At 67.1% G+C, this 16,677-nt stretch carries 21 protein-coding genes and 1 riboswitch; of the genes, 12 read left to right on the top strand and 9 right to left on the bottom strand.

What is annotated here, in order from left to right; all coding sequences use genetic code 11:
* Nucleotides 1-91, bottom strand: a riboswitch (glycine riboswitch).
* A 309-nt stretch (nt 92-400) separates the two neighbouring features.
* Genes ACO07I_RS20165 through ACO07I_RS20155 form a run of 3 tightly spaced genes read left to right on the top strand, consistent with a single transcriptional unit; the run spans nt 401 to nt 1,692 of the window.
* Nucleotides 401-976 (top strand): TetR/AcrR family transcriptional regulator, encoded by a 576-nt coding sequence (locus ACO07I_RS20165; RefSeq protein WP_422010449.1) that lies wholly within the window; start codon nt 401-403, stop codon nt 974-976.
* A 31-nt stretch (nt 977-1,007) separates the two neighbouring features.
* Nucleotides 1,008-1,331, top strand: coding sequence for a nucleotidyltransferase domain-containing protein (locus ACO07I_RS20160; protein ID WP_422010447.1), 324 nt, complete (start codon nt 1,008-1,010; stop codon nt 1,329-1,331).
* Nucleotides 1,321-1,692: a HEPN domain-containing protein gene (locus ACO07I_RS20155; RefSeq protein ID WP_422010445.1), complete on the top strand. Its 372-nt coding sequence runs from the start codon at nt 1,321-1,323 to the stop codon at nt 1,690-1,692. Before ACO07I_RS20160 ends, ACO07I_RS20155 begins: the two co-directional genes overlap by 11 nt.
* A 73-nt stretch (nt 1,693-1,765) precedes the next feature.
* Here the strand turns inward: ACO07I_RS20155 and ACO07I_RS20150 are convergent, their stop codons facing one another.
* From ACO07I_RS20150 to ACO07I_RS20135, 4 genes are all read right to left on the bottom strand, one after another.
* On the bottom strand, nt 1,766-2,104 hold the full coding sequence (locus tag ACO07I_RS20150) for a gamma-glutamylcyclotransferase family protein (RefSeq protein WP_422010443.1): 339 nt from the start codon (nt 2,102-2,104) through the stop codon (nt 1,766-1,768).
* 122 nt (nt 2,105-2,226) lie between these two features.
* On the bottom strand, nt 2,227-3,573 hold the full coding sequence (locus ACO07I_RS20145; RefSeq protein WP_422010441.1) for a (Fe-S)-binding protein: 1,347 nt from the start codon (nt 3,571-3,573) through the stop codon (nt 2,227-2,229).
* A complete protein-coding gene (locus ACO07I_RS20140) occupies nt 3,573-4,109 on the bottom strand; it encodes a hypothetical protein (protein ID WP_422010439.1) in 537 nt (178 codons plus the stop codon). Before ACO07I_RS20140 ends, ACO07I_RS20145 begins: the two co-directional genes overlap by 1 nt.
* Nucleotides 4,106-4,348, bottom strand: coding sequence for a CDGSH iron-sulfur domain-containing protein (locus ACO07I_RS20135; RefSeq protein ID WP_422010437.1), 243 nt, complete (start codon nt 4,346-4,348; stop codon nt 4,106-4,108). Before ACO07I_RS20135 ends, ACO07I_RS20140 begins: the two co-directional genes overlap by 4 nt.
* 121 nt (nt 4,349-4,469) lie before the next feature.
* Between ACO07I_RS20135 and ispH the strand changes: the two genes are divergently transcribed.
* Genes ispH through rnhA form a run of 3 tightly spaced genes read left to right on the top strand, consistent with a single transcriptional unit; the run spans nt 4,470 to nt 6,815 of the window.
* Complete coding sequence (gene ispH / locus ACO07I_RS20130; RefSeq protein ID WP_422010435.1) at nt 4,470-5,420, top strand: 4-hydroxy-3-methylbut-2-enyl diphosphate reductase; 951 nt, start codon at nt 4,470-4,472, stop codon at nt 5,418-5,420.
* Nucleotide 5,421: 1 nt separating this feature from the next.
* Nucleotides 5,422-6,372: a homoserine kinase gene (locus tag ACO07I_RS20125; RefSeq protein ID WP_422010433.1), complete on the top strand. Its 951-nt coding sequence runs from the start codon at nt 5,422-5,424 to the stop codon at nt 6,370-6,372.
* The gene (rnhA, locus tag ACO07I_RS20120; RefSeq protein WP_422010431.1) at nt 6,369-6,815 is read left to right on the top strand and encodes a ribonuclease HI; all 447 of its coding nucleotides are present in this window, start codon (nt 6,369-6,371) and stop codon (nt 6,813-6,815) included. Before ACO07I_RS20125 ends, rnhA begins: the two co-directional genes overlap by 4 nt.
* A 10-nt stretch (nt 6,816-6,825) precedes the next feature.
* Here the strand turns inward: rnhA and ACO07I_RS20115 are convergent, their stop codons facing one another.
* Complete coding sequence (locus ACO07I_RS20115) at nt 6,826-7,479, bottom strand: hypothetical protein (RefSeq protein WP_422010429.1); 654 nt, start codon at nt 7,477-7,479, stop codon at nt 6,826-6,828.
* A gap of 28 nt (nt 7,480-7,507) precedes the next feature.
* Nucleotides 7,508-8,356 (bottom strand): tetratricopeptide repeat protein, encoded by an 849-nt coding sequence (locus ACO07I_RS20110; RefSeq protein WP_422010427.1) that lies wholly within the window; start codon nt 8,354-8,356, stop codon nt 7,508-7,510.
* Nucleotides 8,357-8,392: 36 nt separating this feature from the next.
* Between ACO07I_RS20110 and ACO07I_RS20105 the strand changes: the two genes are divergently transcribed.
* A complete protein-coding gene (locus ACO07I_RS20105) occupies nt 8,393-9,256 on the top strand; it encodes an SDR family oxidoreductase (RefSeq protein ID WP_422010425.1) in 864 nt (287 codons plus the stop codon).
* A gap of 103 nt (nt 9,257-9,359) precedes the next feature.
* Here the strand turns inward: ACO07I_RS20105 and ACO07I_RS20100 are convergent, their stop codons facing one another.
* Complete coding sequence (locus ACO07I_RS20100) at nt 9,360-10,106, bottom strand: alpha/beta fold hydrolase (protein ID WP_422010423.1); 747 nt, start codon at nt 10,104-10,106, stop codon at nt 9,360-9,362.
* Nucleotides 10,107-10,165: 59 nt separating this feature from the next.
* Here ACO07I_RS20100 and ACO07I_RS20095 point away from each other — a divergent pair, with 59 nt between their 5' ends.
* From ACO07I_RS20095 to infC, 3 genes are all read left to right on the top strand, one after another.
* Nucleotides 10,166-11,302, top strand: a complete 1,137-nt coding sequence (locus tag ACO07I_RS20095) for a glycosyltransferase (RefSeq protein ID WP_422010421.1) — start codon at nt 10,166-10,168, stop codon at nt 11,300-11,302.
* Between the two features lie 196 nt (nt 11,303-11,498).
* Entirely contained in the window at nt 11,499-13,442 is a 1,944-nt protein-coding gene (thrS, locus tag ACO07I_RS20090) for a threonine--tRNA ligase (RefSeq protein WP_422010419.1), read from the top strand.
* A 59-nt stretch (nt 13,443-13,501) separates the two neighbouring features.
* On the top strand, nt 13,502-14,038 hold the full coding sequence (gene infC / locus ACO07I_RS20085) for a translation initiation factor IF-3 (protein ID WP_298317210.1): 537 nt from the start codon (nt 13,502-13,504) through the stop codon (nt 14,036-14,038).
* 29 nt (nt 14,039-14,067) lie between these two features.
* Here infC and ACO07I_RS20080 read toward each other — a convergent pair whose 3' ends face one another.
* The gene (locus tag ACO07I_RS20080; RefSeq protein ID WP_422010417.1) at nt 14,068-14,940 is read right to left on the bottom strand and encodes a hypothetical protein; all 873 of its coding nucleotides are present in this window, start codon (nt 14,938-14,940) and stop codon (nt 14,068-14,070) included.
* Between the two features lie 179 nt (nt 14,941-15,119).
* A complete protein-coding gene (locus ACO07I_RS20075; RefSeq protein WP_422010415.1) occupies nt 15,120-15,878 on the bottom strand; it encodes an SDR family NAD(P)-dependent oxidoreductase in 759 nt (252 codons plus the stop codon).
* Nucleotides 15,879-16,080: 202 nt separating this feature from the next.
* Here ACO07I_RS20075 and rpmI point away from each other — a divergent pair, with 202 nt between their 5' ends.
* Nucleotides 16,081-16,284: a 50S ribosomal protein L35 gene (gene rpmI, locus ACO07I_RS20070; protein WP_298317193.1), complete on the top strand. Its 204-nt coding sequence runs from the start codon at nt 16,081-16,083 to the stop codon at nt 16,282-16,284.
* A gap of 3 nt (nt 16,285-16,287) precedes the next feature.
* Nucleotides 16,288-16,644 carry a 50S ribosomal protein L20 gene (gene rplT, locus ACO07I_RS20065; protein ID WP_422010413.1) on the top strand — a complete coding sequence of 119 codons (357 nt, stop codon included), beginning with the start codon at nt 16,288-16,290 and terminating at the stop codon, nt 16,642-16,644.
* Nucleotides 16,645-16,677: the final 33 nt, after the last annotated feature.

Raw genomic sequence — 16,677 nt, 5'->3', positions numbered from 1 at the left:
CATCCTCCTGCGGTCCGTTTGCCTGAGAGTTTCCGGGGCCGGTTGCTCCTTCGGCGCCATCCTCGCGGATGGGCTCTCCCACAGGGATCGTCTGGGTGGACGGACCATAGGGAGGGCCCTGTTCGGCGTCCACGCACAAAGGCGCGCAGGACCGCGAAATTGCGGGAAAAGAGAATCCGCCCTTGTAATTGAGTGATCGCTCACTTATTAATATGAGCGGTTACTCATTTTTGGAGGCTGGCATGTTCATCCGTAGTTCGTTCGGCGAATTCTCCGAGCTTCACACCGATGCAGCGCCCTGGGCTGCGCGACCCGCTTGTGAAATCGACTGGCGCTGGCTCTCGGCTGAAAGCGAGAACCCCTCTTTTCCGAGTGAGCGCTCCCTCATAGGATGCGGCACATGGGCAAAGCCGAAGAGACAAAAGCCCGCGTAGAGCGCGCGGCCCTCACCCTGTTCGTGGCGCGCGGTGTCGCAGAAACCACGACCCGCGAGATCGCCATGGCGGCGTCGATCGCCGAAGGCACGATCTACCGCTACTTCCCCAGCAAAGAGCAGCTCGCGCTCGACATCTTCCTCGGCCACCACCGCGCGCTGGCCGAGGCGCTGGCCGAGGCACAGCGGCCCGTCACGCGCCTGCGGGACAAGATCGAGGCCATCGTCCGCTGCTATTGCGAATGGGCCGACCGGGACTGGTCGCTGTTCGCCTACCACCTGCTCACGCAGCATCTGTTCCTGGCGCTGGTCCCCGACGGCACGCCCAACCCGGTCGATGTCCTGCGCGAGGTCATCGTGAGCGCCATGGCGGCCGGCGAGATCCCGACGCGAGACCCCGACCTCGCGGCCGCCTCCGCCATCGGCACCGTCATGCAGCCCGCGACCTACAAGGTCTACGGCCGCTTCGAAGGCCCCCTGTCCGATCACGTGGCCTTCTTTGCCGATGCGGCCTGGGCGGTGCTGGCGGTGAAGTCGCCATAGGGACCGCTCGCCGTTGGTGTATAATGCTCCCATGAGCGGCAGAGAGCCTGATGTCCTCGATCGCATGGTCGCCCGCGTCGTAAGCGCGATGGCACCCGAGGCCATCTATTTGTTCGGCAGTCGTGCTCGCGGTGACGCCACCGCCGATAGCGACTACGATCTGTTGGTCATAGTTTCGGACAATGCACCAGTGGAACAGCGCTCCCTGTCCGCGACCGCTGAAATTTCTCGCGATCCCGGCATCTCCCTGGATATCGTCCCTTGCCGAAGGAGCGTGTTCGAGCGCCGACGCAACGATATCGGCACGCTGAGCTATCTCGCAACGCACGAGGGGCAGCTCGTCTATGGCCAGTGAGGCGGCCGCCGCATGGTTGGCTGTCGTCGATGACGATCTGCGCCAAGTGGTCAACAACCTCCATGGGCCCCTGCCGTCGCTGACAGGCGCAGGTTACCATTGCCAGCAGGCGGCTGAGAAACTGGTGAAGGCCGTGCTCGTCGAGAGCCGAATTCCCTTCTCGAAGACTCATGATATCGGCGCCCTGGCCGGGCTGCTGCCCGAGAACCATCCATTGAAGGCCAAGCTCGCCACTCTCGCCAAACTCACCCCGTATGGCGTGGCCTACAGATATCCGGCGGAGGACAGTTGGGAGCTTCCATCGGCGGTGACGATCGAGACCTGGAAGAGGACAATCGAGGATATTCGCCGATCGGTGTAGTCGGCCAGTTCCAGCTTGCCGATCTGGCTGAGATGTCCTTGAGGCTTTCGACCAAATCCACCGAAAGCGCAGATCAGGCGGCGACGTAGACGAAGGCTTCGAGGCCGGACTTCAGGCGCACAGCGACGCGCCTGTAGTCCGACACCTCGTAGGTGTCGGCGGCGGCAAGCTCGGCCGCGGTGAGCCGCAGCACCACGCCCGGCACTTCGTCTTCGGCACGGCCGGACGGCAGCGCGATGAGGTGATGCGTCTTGCCGCTGGTCTTCACGACCTCGGCGTCCCGGATCTCGAGCAGCGACGTGGCATAGCCCGGCAGAGCATCGGCACGACCTTCGAGCCGCCGACCGAAGGTCGCGATCTGCACGTCCTGCTGCTGCAGCGTGCCGTAGGAGAAGAGCCAGACGTCGGTCACTTCGGTTCCTTACTCAATCCTTGTCATCCTGAGCAAAGCGAAGGATCTCACGCCGGCTACGCAGTCCTTTGGCCGCTCCGCTAGGTCCTTCGCTGCGCTCAGGACGACAGCCCTGAGTTCCGTCAGCCCTCGCGTGCCAGCGCGCCGAAGGCTTCGGCGAAGGCCTCGCGCGGGCCGCCGATGCCGGTCTCGTTGAAGATGTCGGCGGTGAGAGACTTCACGGCGTTCTCGTCGATGCGCACGCCGTTGTTTTCCAGGAAGCCGCGCGCGGCCTTCACGGCCTCGTCCATCGCACCGCCCTGCTTGTAGAGCTGGTAGTAGTCGGGATGGCCACCCCGGCCCAGCGCCTCGGCCAGCACGTCGGTGAAGTTCACGACCCGGAGCGAGGGATAGATCGCCTCGGCGCCGGAGAGCGCGCGATGGCAGGAATGATACATGGTGACGATCGTGTCGGCGCCGGCATCGACCGCGCCCATCACCAGGTCGCGATGGATCGCCTGCTCGCGCGCCTTGAACTTCGCGGCCTGTCCGCCGCAGGCATAGGAGAAGCCCGAATCCTGCGGCAGCTCGACCAGGTCGAGGTTGGGCACGGCGCGCAGCAGGGCGCGGATGCTCTCCACCGTCGCGCCAATGCCCTGATGCTCGTGGATCACGACGCGGCGCTTCGGCTGGTCCGCCTGGAAGCGCGCCTTCAGCGACTCGAGGTTGGCAGCGAGGAATTCGCTGACATGGCCGAGATCGAACGACGGTTCCTCGACGTCCTTCTCCAGCTCGTCGAAATTCTTGGTGCAGGTCGGGCACCAGGTCAGCACCTTGGACGCACCGGACTGGCCGAAGCGCTGGAAGGTGCGGTGTCCCATGCGCTCATAGGTCGGCAGATCGGCTTCCTGGAACTGGTAGACGCCGCAGCAATGGGCGGTGCCGCCGACCACGTCGAAGTCGAGCTCCAGCGCGTCGAGGATATCCATGACGTTCAGCACGATGTGCGGCGTGCGCAGCACGTTGCAGCCGGTATAGAACAGCACGTCGGCGGTGCGCCGCTCAGCCGGCGCCAGGATCTTCTTCAGCGTCTCCGACGGAAGCTGCATGCTGGCGAGCAGCCGCACGGCCTGCGCCATGTGGCGGAAGCGGCCCGCGGCATTGGTCGCGCCTTCCTGCACCGGCCTGACAGCCTGCAGCGACTTCATCTTGGCGATGGTCACCCATTGGCGAACATTGATGCCCTCGGGACAGGCGGCGGTGCACTGGGCGCTGCCGTCACAGGCGCCGAGCCACTGGTCGAGCAGCGGCGCCGCGGCCCCGCCCTCGCGCGTGAGCGACAGCAGTTCGCCGACGCGCTGCACGGCCTCCCCCGCATCGAGCCCGCTTTCGCGCGCCGTCGGACAGGCCGCGAAGCACTTGCCGCAGCCCGTACAGCGATCAGCCGCCTCGGCGACCAATGCGTCCAGCCTGTCGGCATAGGCGCTCATCAGCGCTGGCCCATCCGCCGGTTGTACTCGAGTTCTTCCTGCGACGGCTTGAGGCCGACGGCAATGCGGTAGTTGCCCAGTTCCGAAATCTGGCCGAACGGCAGGGTCAGGTTGAGCTCCTCCTGCGACTGGCCGCGCGGGCTGGCGTTCGACAGTTTGAAGTCGGCGGTGAAATCCTGGCCCTGGATGACCTGGCCCGAGGCGCCGATCACACGAACGAAGTATGGCACGCGCGTCTGGCCGGCGATCGCCGAGGGTCCAGCCGTGACCGAGACGCGCATGACCAGGGTCACGTCCATCTGATTGCGCCGCAGCGAGCACTTCGTGCCGGCACCGGTCAGAACCGCCTCGTACTCGACGTCGCGCGGATCGCGGCCCGGCCCGTCCCTGAAATGGGTCAGCCGGCCGGCATCCTGGACCGTGAACGGCGCCGGACAGTAGGCATCCGCCGATTCATTGGAGCCGCCGCCGCAGGCGGAAAGAACAAGCGCCAGCGCGACAGGCGCTGCCCGGAGAGTCATCATACTGAGGGTCATGCCAGAGTCTTGTGTGAGCCGTCGCAAAGCGGTTTCTTGGAACTGTGCTTGCAGTCGCAGAGCCAGTAGTCGCCGGCTTTCTCGACCGAGTACTTCATGGGGGCGAGGCCCGAACCCTTGTGGCTGCCGTCGCAAAAAGGCTGGGCCTTGCTCAAGCCACAGGCGCACCACCAGTAGTCCTTGCCCGCCTCGAGGGCGACCTTCGAAGGCGCCCTGGCCGCGACAACCGGCTCGGTCATGTTGCTTTCCCCGTTGCGGCGGCTTTGTTACGGTGCCGCGCCAATCCGTACCGCGCGGACTCTAGGCAATGGTCCGCAGGCCCGCAAGCGAACGGGTCGGCATAGTGTCGAACGAATTTTCATGGTCACCCAGAAGAAGCCGCTCACGATCCTGCTCGCCAGTCCGCGCGGCTTCTGCGCCGGCGTCGACCGTGCCATCCAGATCGTCCAGCAGGCGCTGAAGCGCTATGGCCGGCCGGTCTATGTGCGGCACGAGATCGTGCACAATCGCTTCGTGGTCGAGAACCTGGAGGCACAGGGCGCGATCTTCGTCGACGAGCTCGACGAGGTGCCCGACGACCGTCCCGTCGTCTTTTCCGCGCACGGCGTGCCGAAATCCGTGCCGGCCGAGGCGGGCCGTCGCAACCTGCTCTATGTCGATGCAACCTGCCCGCTGGTCTCCAAAGTCCATCGCGAAGCCGAGCGTCACAGCGAGTCGGGACGCACCGTCGTGCTGATCGGTCATGCCGGCCATCCCGAGGTGATCGGCACGATGGGCCAGCTTCCCGACGGCGCGGTGATCCTGGTCGAGGATGCCGCCCAGGCCGAGACGGTCGAGGTGCCCGACCCGCAGAACCTGGCCTACGCCACGCAGACGACCCTGTCGGTCGACGACACGACAGGGATCGTCGCGGTGTTGCGCCGGCGCTTCCCGGCGATCCAGGGACCGAAGATGGAAGACATCTGCTACGCGACCACCAACCGCCAGGCGGCGGTCAAGGCGATCGCCGGACGCTGCGACGCGCTGGTGGTGATCGGTGCGCCCAACTCGTCGAACTCGATGCGCCTGGTCGAGGTCGCCGCCAACTACGGCTGCGCGAAGTCGCGTCTCGTCCAGCGAGCCGCCGACATGGACTGGGCTTGGTTGGGCGATGCAGGCCGGCTAGGGATCACGGCCGGCGCCTCGGCGCCCGAGCTTCTGGTCGACGAGCTGATCGAGGCCTGCCGCGCGCGCTACGACGTCACCGTCGAGGAAGTGCGCACGACCGAGGAAAGCGTCGTGTTCAAGCTGCCGCGCGCGCTGGTGGCCTGACGTGGCGGTCTACACGGAAGTCGGCGATACCGAGCTCGAAGCCTTTCTCGCCGAATACGACATCGGCCGGGCCGAATCCTTCAAGGGAATCGCCGAGGGCGTCGAGAATTCCAACTACCTGCTGACCACGACGAAGGGCCAGTACATCGTCACGCTCTACGAGAAGCGCGTCGATCCGCGGGATCTCCCCTTCTTTCTCGGCCTGATGGATCATCTCGCGGCACGCGGCATCACCTGCCCGCAGCCGATCCATGGCCGCGACGGCAACGCCCTGCGGTCGCTGGCCGGCAAGCCGGCGGCGATCACCAGCTTCCTGCACGGCATGTGGCCGAGGCGCACGACGGTCGGCCATTGCGCACCGGTGGGCGAGGCGCTGGCCGGCCTGCATCTCGCCGGCCAGGACTTTTCGCTCAGGCGGCCGAACGCGCTCTCGGTGGCGGGCTGGCGCCCCCTCTGGGAAGGCTGCCGCCGCGAGATCGATGCGCCGCTCGACCGCGAGCTGGGCGCCGAGATCGAATTCTTCGAGGCCAACTGGCCGCGCGACCTGCCGGCCGGCGTGATCCATGCCGACCTGTTCAACGACAATGTCTTCTTCCTGCAGGACAGGCTCTCGGGCCTGATCGACTTCTACTTCGCCTGCAACGACCTGCTGGCCTACGACGTCGCGATCTGCCTCAACGCCTGGTGCTTCGAGATCGACAATTCCTTCAACGCCACCAAGGCGCGCGCCCTGCTGCAGGGCTACGAGCGCGTGCGCAAACTGGGTGACGACGAGAAGCGGGCGCTGCCCCTGCTCGCGCGCGGCGCAGCGCTGCGGTTCCTGCTGACCCGGCTCTACGACTGGGTGCACACGCCGCCCAACGCGCTGGTGAAGCGCAAGGACCCGCAGGAATATCTCGCCAAGCTGCGCTTCCATCGCGGCGTCACCTCTCTTTCGGATTACGGATTGTGAACGAACCCGCAAAGGTCGAGATCTTCACCGACGGCGCCTGCAGCGGAAACCCCGGCCCGGGTGGCTGGGGCACGATCCTGCGCATGGGCGAGAAGGAACGCGAACTGTCCGGCGGCGACCGCGCGACCACCAACAACCGCATGGAGCTGATGGCGGCGATCCAGGGGCTCGAGGCGCTGAAGCGGCCGTGCCACGTCCGCCTCTTCACCGACAGCACCTATGTGAAGGACGGCGTCACCAAGTGGATCCACGGCTGGAAGAAGAACGGCTGGCGGACGTCCGACAAGAAGCCGGTGAAGAACGTCGAACTATGGCAGCGCCTCGACGCCGCCCGCGCCGCCCATCAGGTCGAGTGGCACTGGGTGAAGGGCCATAGCGGCCACCCTGAGAACGAACGCGCCGACGCGCTGGCCCGCGCGGCGATCTCGGCGCTCAGGTCATAGAGCGCTGAGATCAGCTCCGCTTCGGCTGCGGCGGGACGGGCTTCTTTTCGCCCTGCTTGTCCATCACGAGGTCGAAGCCCTCGCGCTTGCCGTCGCAGGGATTGTCGCCTTCGGCCAGACGCCAGACCTGCGACTTGCCCGAGCGGCGGAAGGTGAGCAGGCCTGCCACCTTGCAGGGCGTGCCCTTCTCGACCGAAGCCACGCGGAAGGCGACCTCGCCGCGAACCTGAACCACGCCCGCCGCGATGCGCTCCACGACGCCGTCGATGGAAACCCAGTCGCCCTCGGTGCCGGGCGCGACACTGTCGAGGCGGCCCTTCACGATCCAGAGATTGCCCTGGCGCGTAACCGTCACTTCGCCGGGCTTGGCGCCCTTGATCTTTGAATGGCGGCCCCACGTGATCCGGCGCGCCTCGGCGAAGAGCTGCGCCTCGGCGTCGGAATCGATGACCGTCCGCTCGACCTTCGGGGGTGCGGGCGGCAGCGGCGACGAGAGATCGGTAGGCGATGCCCCGCGTTCGGTGACCGGCGCCCGCTCCGGGGGTGGCGCCGGGTAATAGGACGCGGGCGGCTGCGGGGCGGCGGCCGGCTGGGCGAAGGCCGGCGCGGCAACGACCAGGGCAGCGAACAGGGCGATCGACGAGAGGGCTTTTTTCATTTGCATGAGTTTTACCTGAGGGGCTTGCACGAGGCTATCGCTTCCCGCTGGGCGGCGGGGTCGTCGGGGCGGCGGGCGCGGGAGCGCCGGCATTGGCCAGCCCGGCTTCGGCGCGGCGCGCGGCCGGGGTGCCCGCCGGCACCAGTCGCAGCACGCGGGTGAAGTCGGCGTTGGCGGCGTCGCGCGAGCCGCGGGCGAGATGGGTGAAGCCGCGTTCGAGCAGCGCCTCGGTGTGATCGGGCGCGATCGCCAGGGCGCGGTTGAGGTCGATCAGGGCGCGCCCGGGATCCCGGGCATTGCGCCAGGCCGCGGCGCGCAGGACCAGCGCATCGATATCGTCCTGGCGCAGGCGGAGAGCCCGGTCGAAGTCGGAGATGGCGCGCGGCCACGACTGCATCGCGGCATAGGACAGGCCGCGATCGATCCAGAGGTCGGGATCGTCGGCCTTGAGTTCGAGGGCGCGGCTCTGCGCCGCGGCGGCCCTGTCGGCCGCGCCGGCCTCCATCCAGGCCTGTCCCGCCTGGGCATAGAGTTCGGCCCGCAGCCCCGGCCGGTCCTGGCCCATGTCGCGGGCAATCGCCTCGAACTGCGCGGCGGCCTGGGCAGGCTTGCCCGACTGGAACATGGCGAGGGCGACGCAGTGGCGAGCGCCCAGGCCACCGCCCTCGGCGATCCATTTCTCGGCCGCCGGCAGCGCGCGCAGCGGCTCCATGCGGGCGAGCCGCATGCAGTCGTTGTAGCGCTGGACGTGATCGGGCCGCACTTCCAGCGCCGGCGGCCCGGGCAGGGGCTTGGCAGGGATCACGGGAATGGGCTGGGCGAGCGCCGGCGACGCCGCAAGGAGGAGAAGCGGCAGCCATAGCGGCTGGAGGCGAAACAACATGGTTGAAAAGAACCGTGCCGCGGGGTTCCTGACAAGATGACAAGACGACTTTTCATTTTCGGTCTGGGCTTCAGCGGCCTTGAAATCGCCAAGCTTGCAAGGGCCGACGGCTGGACGGTGGCCGGGACCTGCACGACCGAAGAGAAGGCACGCAGGCTGCGCGAAGCCGGGATCGAGGCCCATCGGTTCGACGGCACGGCGGCACTGTCGGCCGATGCCTTCGGTGAGCCCAGCCATGTCGTGTGCACGATCGCGCCCGGCTCCGAGGGCGACCCGGCGCTGCGCACCTGCCGCGAACTGCTCGGCCAGGCGCGCTGGTTGGGCTACCTCTCGACCACCGGCGTCTATGGCGACCACGAGGGCGGCTGGGTCGACGAGACGACGACGCCCCTTCCCACCCAGCCGCGCAGCCAGCAGCGGCTCGCCGCCGAACAGGGCTGGCGCGCGCTTGCCGCCGGGGCGGGCGCGTCCCTCCACATCCTGCGCCTGCCGGGCATCTACGGTCCCGGCCGCAGCACCCTCGAGCGCGTGAGAGCCGGCACGGCGCAGCGCATCGACAAGCCGGGCCAGGTCTTCTCTCGCATCCACGTCGAGGACCTCGCCGCGAGCGCGATGAAGGCCGCGGCACGCGAGACCGGGACCGAGATCTGGAACGTGGCCGACGACCTGCCGGCCTCGAATGCCGACGTCATCGCCTATGCCTGCGAGCTGCTGGGAAGGCCGGTGCCGCCGGTCGTCCCCTGGGAAGAAGCGGCGCCCACGATGTCGGCGATGGCGCGCTCCTTCTATTCGGAGAGCCGTCGCGTCAGGAACGACAAGCTCAAGCGCGAACTGGGCGTCGTGCTGCGTTATCCGACTTACCGCGAGGGCCTGAAGGCCATCGCGGCGGCGGAAGGATAGCGCGGTGTAGCAATGGAGCGCGCAACTCCAGTTGCGCTCATACCTTGCAGCGACGACGCTTGAGCGCCACTGGAGTGGCGCGCTCCAAAGAGGCAGCTTTGCTCTACCCCACCAGCTCCTCGACCGTCGCGATCAGGCGCGCGATGTCGGCCGGGGTGCTGAGGCGATGGTCGCCGCCCTTGATGAAGGTGGTGACGACCTCCGGTGCCTCGAGATGCTTGGCGATCTGCAGGGAATATTCCCACGGCACGTCGGGATCGCTCTGGCCATGCAGCAGCCGCACCGGACAGGGCAGCGCCAGCGGTTTGTCGAGCAGCAGGTGATGGCGCCCCTCCTCGATCAGCTTCCAGGTGAAGACCGACGGTTCGGGCGAATATTGCGACGGACGTTCGAGCCGGCCGTCGCGCTCCAGGGTTGCGCGATCCTCGGGGGAGAGGCCGTTCAGCAGCATGCGTTCGGTGAAGTCGGGCGCGGCCGCGATCAACACGAGACCAGCCAGCCGTTCGGGCCGCGCACGCGCCGCCAGCAACGACAGCCATCCGCCCATGCTCGACCCGACCAGCACCAGCCTGCCGGTGGTCAGCCGGTCGATCGCCACGAGCGAATCGTCCAGCCAGCGGCCGATCGTGCCCTCCTCGAAGCGGCCCGACGACTGGCCATGGCCGAAATAGTCGAAGCGCAGGAAGGCGTGGCCGGTCTTCTCGGCCCAGGCTTCGAGCGCCACCGCCTTGGTGCCGGTCATGTCGGACCGGAAGCCGCCGAGGAAGACGACGGTCGGCGCCCGTCCTTCCGTCACCGCGTAGGCGATGGTGTGTCCGTCGTCGCGCTGAAGCCGCTCGACCCTACCCACGCTGTTCCTCCCGTGTTACCTGCTGCCGCCCTTCAATCCTCTAGCCAAAAGCAACGCCCGTGTCCGCGCCAACCCTGCTTCAGATCGTTCCGACCCTGGCCGGTGGCGGCGTGGCCCGCGCCACGCTGGAGGCCGCGCAGGCCGTCATCGCGGCCGGCGGCTCGGCGATCGTGGCGTCGCCCGGCGGCAGCCTGGTTCCCGACCTGCTGAGGCTGCGCGCCACTCACATCGAACTCCCGGCTTCGCCGCACCCGCTGTGGGGACGGTTGACCCTGCCGGGCAAGCTCGTGTCGAGCCTGCGCGACGCGAAGGTCGACGTCATCCAGGCACGCTCGCCCGCTTCGGGCTGGGTCGCGCGCGCGCTGGCGCGACGGCTCGGCGTCAGGTGGATCGCGACTCTGCATCGGCCGTTCCTCGCCTCCGATCTCGCGAGGCGGTTCGTCGAGGGACGCCAGTCGCGCGCCGATGCGGTGATCGCGGTGTCGCAGCATGTCGCGCGGGACGCGCTGGAGCGTTTCCCGGCCCTCCAGGACCGTCTGGAGATCATCACCCCCGGCATCAACTTCGACCGGTTCGATCCGGCGATCGTGCGCGCCGACCGCCTGATCCGCCTGGCCGGCGAGCTGCGCGTGCCGGACGGCAGCCATCTCGTTCTGTGCCCCGGCCGCTTCGGCGAGGATAATGGCCAGAAGATCCTGGTCGAGGCGATCGGGCGGCTGGGACGGGAGGACGTGTTCTGTCTCCTGCTGGGCTCGACCGGCGCCACGACTCCCTTCGAGAAGGAGCTCGAACGCACGATCGAGGCGGCGCAGCTCAACGGCCGCGTCCAGATCGGCCCCTATGTCGACGATATGCCGGCCGCCTACATGCTGGCCGACGTCGTGGTCTCGACCGGTGGTGCACGGCAGGGCTTCAGCCGCGCCCTGGTCGAAGCCCAGGCGATGGGACGGCCCGTCGTCGCCGAGGATGGCGGCGGCGCTGCCGAAACCATCCGGCCCGATGGCGTGACGGGCTGGCTGGCCCCGGCAGGCGATCCCGCTTCCCTCGCCGAGGCCCTGCAGGCCGCCCTGTCGCTTTCGATCGAGCGACGCGCGGAACTCGCGCGCACGGCGCAGGAGCATGTGCGCAGTACCTACAGCCTGGCGCAGTCCAACCAGCAGCTGCTGGCCCTCTATCATCGTCTGGCCGGCGGCTGACCTTGACTCGCGGGGGCCCGGCAACTATCTCCGGGCTCATGGAACGTCGGTTTTTCACCGCTCCTGCCGTTATCACCACCGTCCGAACTTGAATCGGCCGGGCGCGCGCACTCGTGCGGCTTCCCGGCCTGCCGCTGCCGACCCTGTTGAGTCGGCGGATGGATTGCGTTTGGAATTTCGTTAGCTGGTGACTTCAATGATCAATATTTCTCTCCCGGACGGTTCGGTCCGGTCCTTCGACAAGCCGGTCAGCGGCGCCGAGATCGCGGCCTCGATCGGTCCGGGTCTTGCCAAGGCGGCGCTCGCGCTGCGCGTCGACGGCAAGATGGTCGACTTGGCCCACGTGGTCGATCGTGATGCCAAGATCGGCATCGTGACGTCGCGCGACCCGGATGCGCTCGAGCTGCTGCGCCACGATGCGGCGCACGTGCTGGCCCAGGCGGTGCAGGAGCTCTTTCCCGGCACGCAGATCACGTTCGGCCCCTCGACGGAGGACGGCTTCTACTACGACTTCGTCCGCGACCAGCCCTTCTCGCCCGACGATTTCGCGAAGATCGAGCAGCGCATGGGCGAGATCGTCGACCGCGACCTGCCGATCGAGCGCTCGGTGTGGGATCGTGCGCAGATCAAGGACTACTTCGTCCAGCACGGTGAGAAGTTCAAAGCCGAGTGGGCCGACGAACTGCCGAAGGACGAGGAAATCTCGGTCTACAAGCAGGGCGACTGGCTCGACATGTGCCTGGGGCCGCACCTGCCCTCGACGGGCAAGCTCGGCAAGGCCTTCAAGCTCACGAAGGTGTCGGGCGCCTACTGGCGCGGCGACAAGAACAACGCCCAGCTGCAGCGCGTCTACGGCACGGTCTTCTTCTCGGACAAGGACCTGAAGGCCTATCTGCACCGCATCGAGGAGGCCGAGAAGCGCGATCATCGCCGTCTCGGCCGCGAGATGGGCCTCTTCCACCAGCAGGAAGAAGCCGCGGGCATGGTGTTCTGGCACCCCAAGGGCTGGACTTTCTGGCGCACGCTGGAGAGCTACATACGGCGCAGGCTGGATGCCGGTGGCTACCAGGAAGTGAAGACGCCGCAGCTCGTCGATCGCAAGCTGTGGGAAGCCTCGGGCCACTGGGAGAAGTTCCGCGAGAACATGTATCTCAGCGAGAACGAGGAAGGCCTGCGCGAGTTCATCGACGACGACGAGAAGCGCATCTTCGCGCTGAAGCCGATGAACTGCCCCTGCCACGTGCAGATCTTCAACCAGGGCCTTCGCAGCTATCGCGAGCTGCCGCTGCGCATGGCCGAGTTCGGCTCGTGCCATCGCTTCGAGCCGTCGGGCGCGCTGCACGGCATCATGCGCGTGCGCAACTTCACGCAGGACGATGCCCACATCTTCTGCAGCGAGGAGCAGATCGAGAGCGAGACGATCCGCTTCTGCGAGCTGCTGGGCTCGATCTACAAGGACCTGGGCTTCCCGGACTATTTCGTGAAGTTCTCCGACCGCCCGCCGGTGCGCGCCGGCTCGGACGCGGTGTGGGACCAGGCCGAGGGCGCCCTCAAGGCGGCGTCCAAGGCGGCCGGGCTCGACCTGGTCCTCAATCCCGGCGAAGGCGCCTTCTACGGTCCCAAGCTGGAATTCGTGCTGCGCGACGCGATCGGCCGCGACTGGCAGTGCGGCACCCTGCAGGTCGATTTCGTGCTGCCCGAGCGGCTGGACGCGTCCTATGTGGCCGAGGACGGATCGCGCAAGCGTCCGGTCATGCTGCACCGCGCCATCTTCGGCAGCTTCGAGCGCATCATCGGAATCCTGATCGAGAACTATGCCGGCCGCTTCCCGCTGTGGCTGGCGCCGACACAAGCGGTGGTGGTCACGATCGTGAACGACGCCGATGGCTATGCCGAGGAGGTCGCGGCAGCGCTGCGGGCCGCCGGCATGCGGGTCGACACCGACCTGCGTAACGAGAAGATCAACTACAAGGTCCGCGAGCATTCGCTGGCCCATGTCCCGCTGATCCTCGCGGTCGGCCGGCGCGACATGGAAGCCCGCACGGTGGCCATCCGCCGGCTGGGCTCGGAAAAGCAGGAGGTCCTTGAACTCGGGGCCGCCGTCACTACACTTTCAACCGAGGCCCGGCCGCCCTTCTAGGGCGGCCGGGTTTCCAGACCCGCCCCGAAGCAGGGGCTTCAGCACAGGAGAAGTGAGCCATAGCACGACCTGCACAACAGACAGCGCCCACCCGCGAGGGTCCGCGCGTCAATGCCGAAATCCGAGCCGCGCAAGTCCGTCTCATCGACGAGAACGGCGAGATGGTTGGCGTGGTCAGCACGCGCGAAGCCATCGAGATGGCCGAAGAGGCCAGCCTCGACCTGATCGAGATCTCGCCCAACGCCGTGCCGCCGGTCGCCAAGATTTCCGACTACGGCAAGTACAAGTACGAGGCCCAGAAGAAGGCCCACGAGGCGCGCAAGCACCAGAAGGTCATCGAGGTCAAAGAGATCAAGATGCGCCCGAACATCGATGAACATGACTACGAAGTGAAGATGCGCGCCATGAAGCGGTTCATCGAGGAAGGCGACAAGGTGAAGGTCACCCTGCGTTTCCGCGGCCGCGAGATGGTGCATTCCAACCTCGGCATGGAGGTGCTGAACCGCGTGCGCGGCGAGATGGACGAGCACACCAAGATCGAGTCGATGCCGCGCATGGAAGGCCGGCAGATGATCATGGTTCTGGCGCCCAAGTGACGCCAGGCCGGTAGCGCCGACAGCGGCCCTCAGTTCTTCGGGGGCCGCTGGCGCAATGTCACCGTCCCGGTGGCTCGATACTCATCCGGATTGAACCGCCCGGTCGTCACGACATTGTCGGGCCAGGTCACCGTGTAAGCGGTTTCGCCGGCGAACGACATGGGCCCCTCCGCCTTCGCCGACTGCCAGTAATCGCACCGCACCGCATCGGCGGGATCGATCTGCTGCGCGAGACAGAACTGGTGCAGCACGTAAGGCATGAACCGCGCGCGAGCGCCCTCCGGCGAGGTCGCGACATTCAAGCCAAACGAGGCGGGCTGCTGGTTGCAGCGCAGACGGGCGACGATCTCGGATGCGCCCGGCGCGCGCCGCTGCAGGCTTTCCAGTTCCATCCTCAGGGCTTCGAGCGCCCGCGTTCGCGCGGCTTCCGTGAAGCCGGCAGCGATCAGATCCGCCTCGTAACGTCCGATGACCTCGGCCACCGGCGCTTCCGGATAGCCGGCCCGTGCGAGGTCGCGCGACCAGGAGAGGGTCTCGAGCGCCCGCACCACCATTTCGCCGGTGAGGCCCGAACTCTCGCCCCACGCACCCAGCACGTTCTCCGGACTCCAGCAATATTTCAGCAGGTTGTAGCCGCCCGACTCCACCGGCAGGGCACGCGTCTTCTGGATCCCGATCGACCTCGCGACCACGGTCTTCATCAGCAGGTACTGGCCGCCGGAATTGTCCCGCACCTTCTCGGAGCTGGAGAGCGCCGTCAGGGGCGTGGCGGCAGCCTGTGCGTTCGCTGGCGGCGCCGGTGCAGCGTCCAGCCGAAGAGCGGAGACGGGGGGCGCCGGCAACTGGGCTCGTGCCGGCAGCGCGGCCAGGAGTGCCAGAAGAGCAAACGCTGCAATTTTCATCGGACCGGGTTTCCTGGGAAGCGGGCGGCGGAGGATGGCAATTCTCGCCCCCCGGATAACGCATCAAACCTCTCGTCGTTGCGGTCTCTTCGTGACCTCTCCTCAGCCCAGGCGCGATCACTCGCGATCGGCGCCGGCGTCGCGACCTTTACAGAGACGGGAAAGAAGCAGCCGCCCTGTCAGGGCATGTACGAGCCGCCGTTGACGTGCAGCACCTGGCCCGTCGTGGCGTCGGAGTCGTCCGAGGCGAGGAAGACGGCGGTGCGGGCGATCTGCTCCGGCGTGAGCAGCTTGCCGCCCAGCGGGATGTTGGCGCGCGCCATCTCGACGAGCTCGGCATCGGTGTTGCCGTAGCGCGGCTGGGCGGTATCGGTCGTGCCGGGCGCGATCGCGTTGACCCGGATGCCGTGCGGGGCGAGTTCGAGGGCCATCGCCCGCGTCATCGAGACCACGCCGCCCTTGCTCGCGCTGTAATGGACGCCGCGGGCGGCGCCGCGGATCGCCTGCGAGGAGAGATTGATGATCGACCCGCCCGTCCGGCCGGCGGCGATCAGGGCCCTGGCGACGGCGATGGCGGCGAAGCAGCCCGCCTTCAGGTTAATGTCCATGAGATAGTCCCAGTCGCTCTCCTGCATCTCGAGCAACGGCACGCGCGGATAGACGCCGGCATTGTTCACCAGGATGTCGGGCGGTCCGAGCACCTCGACCGTTTCGGCGACCATTGCCTCGATCTCGGCCACCTTGGAGACGTCGGTCTTCAGGAGATGGGCCCGGCGGCCGAGCTGGGCGATGTCGCGCGCCACCGCCTCGGCGCCCGCCCGGTCGTCGAGCCAGCTCACGGCCACGTCGGCGCCCTCGCCCGCCAGCGCCCGCGCGATCGCCGCCCCGATGCCCTGCTGGGCCCCCGTCACCAGTGCCACCTTGCCTGCCAGTTTCATGCGAAAATCCCCGTGAAAGGGCCTTTCGGCCCGGTCCCGGCATGCTTGCACGTATCGGGCCGCCTCTGTATAAGCCGCGTTCCTTCGAGTGGCTTGGCCAATAAGGGCATTGCCTCGGCTGCTTCGTAAGGACCTTCCGGCCGTCTGTTCACAGGGGGTCGGGACCGGCGCGCAAGCGCTAACCCTTTGAAAAGGAACAAAAATGCCCAAGATGAAGACCAAGAGCGGAGCCAAGAAGCGTTTTCGCTTCACGGCCTCCGGTAAAGCGAAGCATGGGGTCGTGGGCAAGCGCCACGGCATGAGCAAGCGGGGCAACCGCTTCCTCCGTCAGGCGACCGGCATGGCGATCATGTCCGATCCGGACACCCGGATCCTCAAGCGCAACTTCTTCCCGTACGCGAGGTAGACCATGGCACGCGTAAAGCGGGGCGTGGTTGCACACGCCCGTCACAAGAAGGTCCTCAAGCTCGCCAAGGGCTATCGCGGCCGCTCCAATGCGGCGTTCCGCGTCGCCATCGAGAAGGTCGAGAAGGGCCTCCAGTACGCCTATCGCGACCGCCGCAACAAGAAGCGCGCCTTCCGGGGCCTCTGGATCCAGCGCATCAACGCGGCGACCCGCGAGCATGGCATGACCTACTCCCAGTTCATGAACGGCATCATCAAGGCCGGGATCGAGATGGACCGCAAGGTCATGGCCGATCTCGCGACCCGTGAGCCGGCAGCGTTCAAGGCTTTGGTCGATCAGGCCCAGGCCGCCCTCAAGTAGTCTTTCGCGCGTCACGCGCGGCAGATAGCAATC

The sequence above is a fragment of the Reyranella sp. genome (assembly GCF_965227665.1).
In the GTDB taxonomy this organism is placed as follows: Bacteria; Pseudomonadota; Alphaproteobacteria; order Reyranellales; family Reyranellaceae; genus Reyranella.
Note: the sequence above shows the minus strand (reverse complement) of the source record. Positions and strands in the feature narration are given on the sequence as shown.

Coding starts and splice junctions, on each gene's coding strand:
- ACO07I_RS20115 (WP_422010429.1), bottom strand. CDS start 7,479: ATGCAAATGAAAAAAGCCCTCTCGTCGATCGCCCTGTTCGCTGCCCTG.
- ACO07I_RS20140 (WP_422010439.1), bottom strand. CDS start 4,109: ATGACCCTCAGTATGATGACTCTCCGGGCAGCGCCTGTCGCGCTGGCG.
- ACO07I_RS20145 (WP_422010441.1), bottom strand. CDS start 3,573: ATGAGCGCCTATGCCGACAGGCTGGACGCATTGGTCGCCGAGGCGGCT.
- ispH (WP_422010435.1), top strand. CDS start 4,470: ATGGTCACCCAGAAGAAGCCGCTCACGATCCTGCTCGCCAGTCCGCGC.
- thrS (WP_422010419.1), top strand. CDS start 11,499: ATGATCAATATTTCTCTCCCGGACGGTTCGGTCCGGTCCTTCGACAAG.
- ACO07I_RS20160 (WP_422010447.1), top strand. CDS start 1,008: ATGAGCGGCAGAGAGCCTGATGTCCTCGATCGCATGGTCGCCCGCGTC.
- ACO07I_RS20155 (WP_422010445.1), top strand. CDS start 1,321: ATGGCCAGTGAGGCGGCCGCCGCATGGTTGGCTGTCGTCGATGACGAT.
- ACO07I_RS20075 (WP_422010415.1), bottom strand. CDS start 15,878: ATGAAACTGGCAGGCAAGGTGGCACTGGTGACGGGGGCCCAGCAGGGC.
- ACO07I_RS20080 (WP_422010417.1), bottom strand. CDS start 14,940: ATGAAAATTGCAGCGTTTGCTCTTCTGGCACTCCTGGCCGCGCTGCCG.
- ACO07I_RS20135 (WP_422010437.1), bottom strand. CDS start 4,348: ATGACCGAGCCGGTTGTCGCGGCCAGGGCGCCTTCGAAGGTCGCCCTC.
- rpmI (WP_298317193.1), top strand. CDS start 16,081: ATGCCCAAGATGAAGACCAAGAGCGGAGCCAAGAAGCGTTTTCGCTTC.
- ACO07I_RS20105 (WP_422010425.1), top strand. CDS start 8,393: ATGACAAGACGACTTTTCATTTTCGGTCTGGGCTTCAGCGGCCTTGAA.
- ACO07I_RS20165 (WP_422010449.1), top strand. CDS start 401: ATGGGCAAAGCCGAAGAGACAAAAGCCCGCGTAGAGCGCGCGGCCCTC.
- ACO07I_RS20110 (WP_422010427.1), bottom strand. CDS start 8,356: ATGTTGTTTCGCCTCCAGCCGCTATGGCTGCCGCTTCTCCTCCTTGCG.
- rplT (WP_422010413.1), top strand. CDS start 16,288: ATGGCACGCGTAAAGCGGGGCGTGGTTGCACACGCCCGTCACAAGAAG.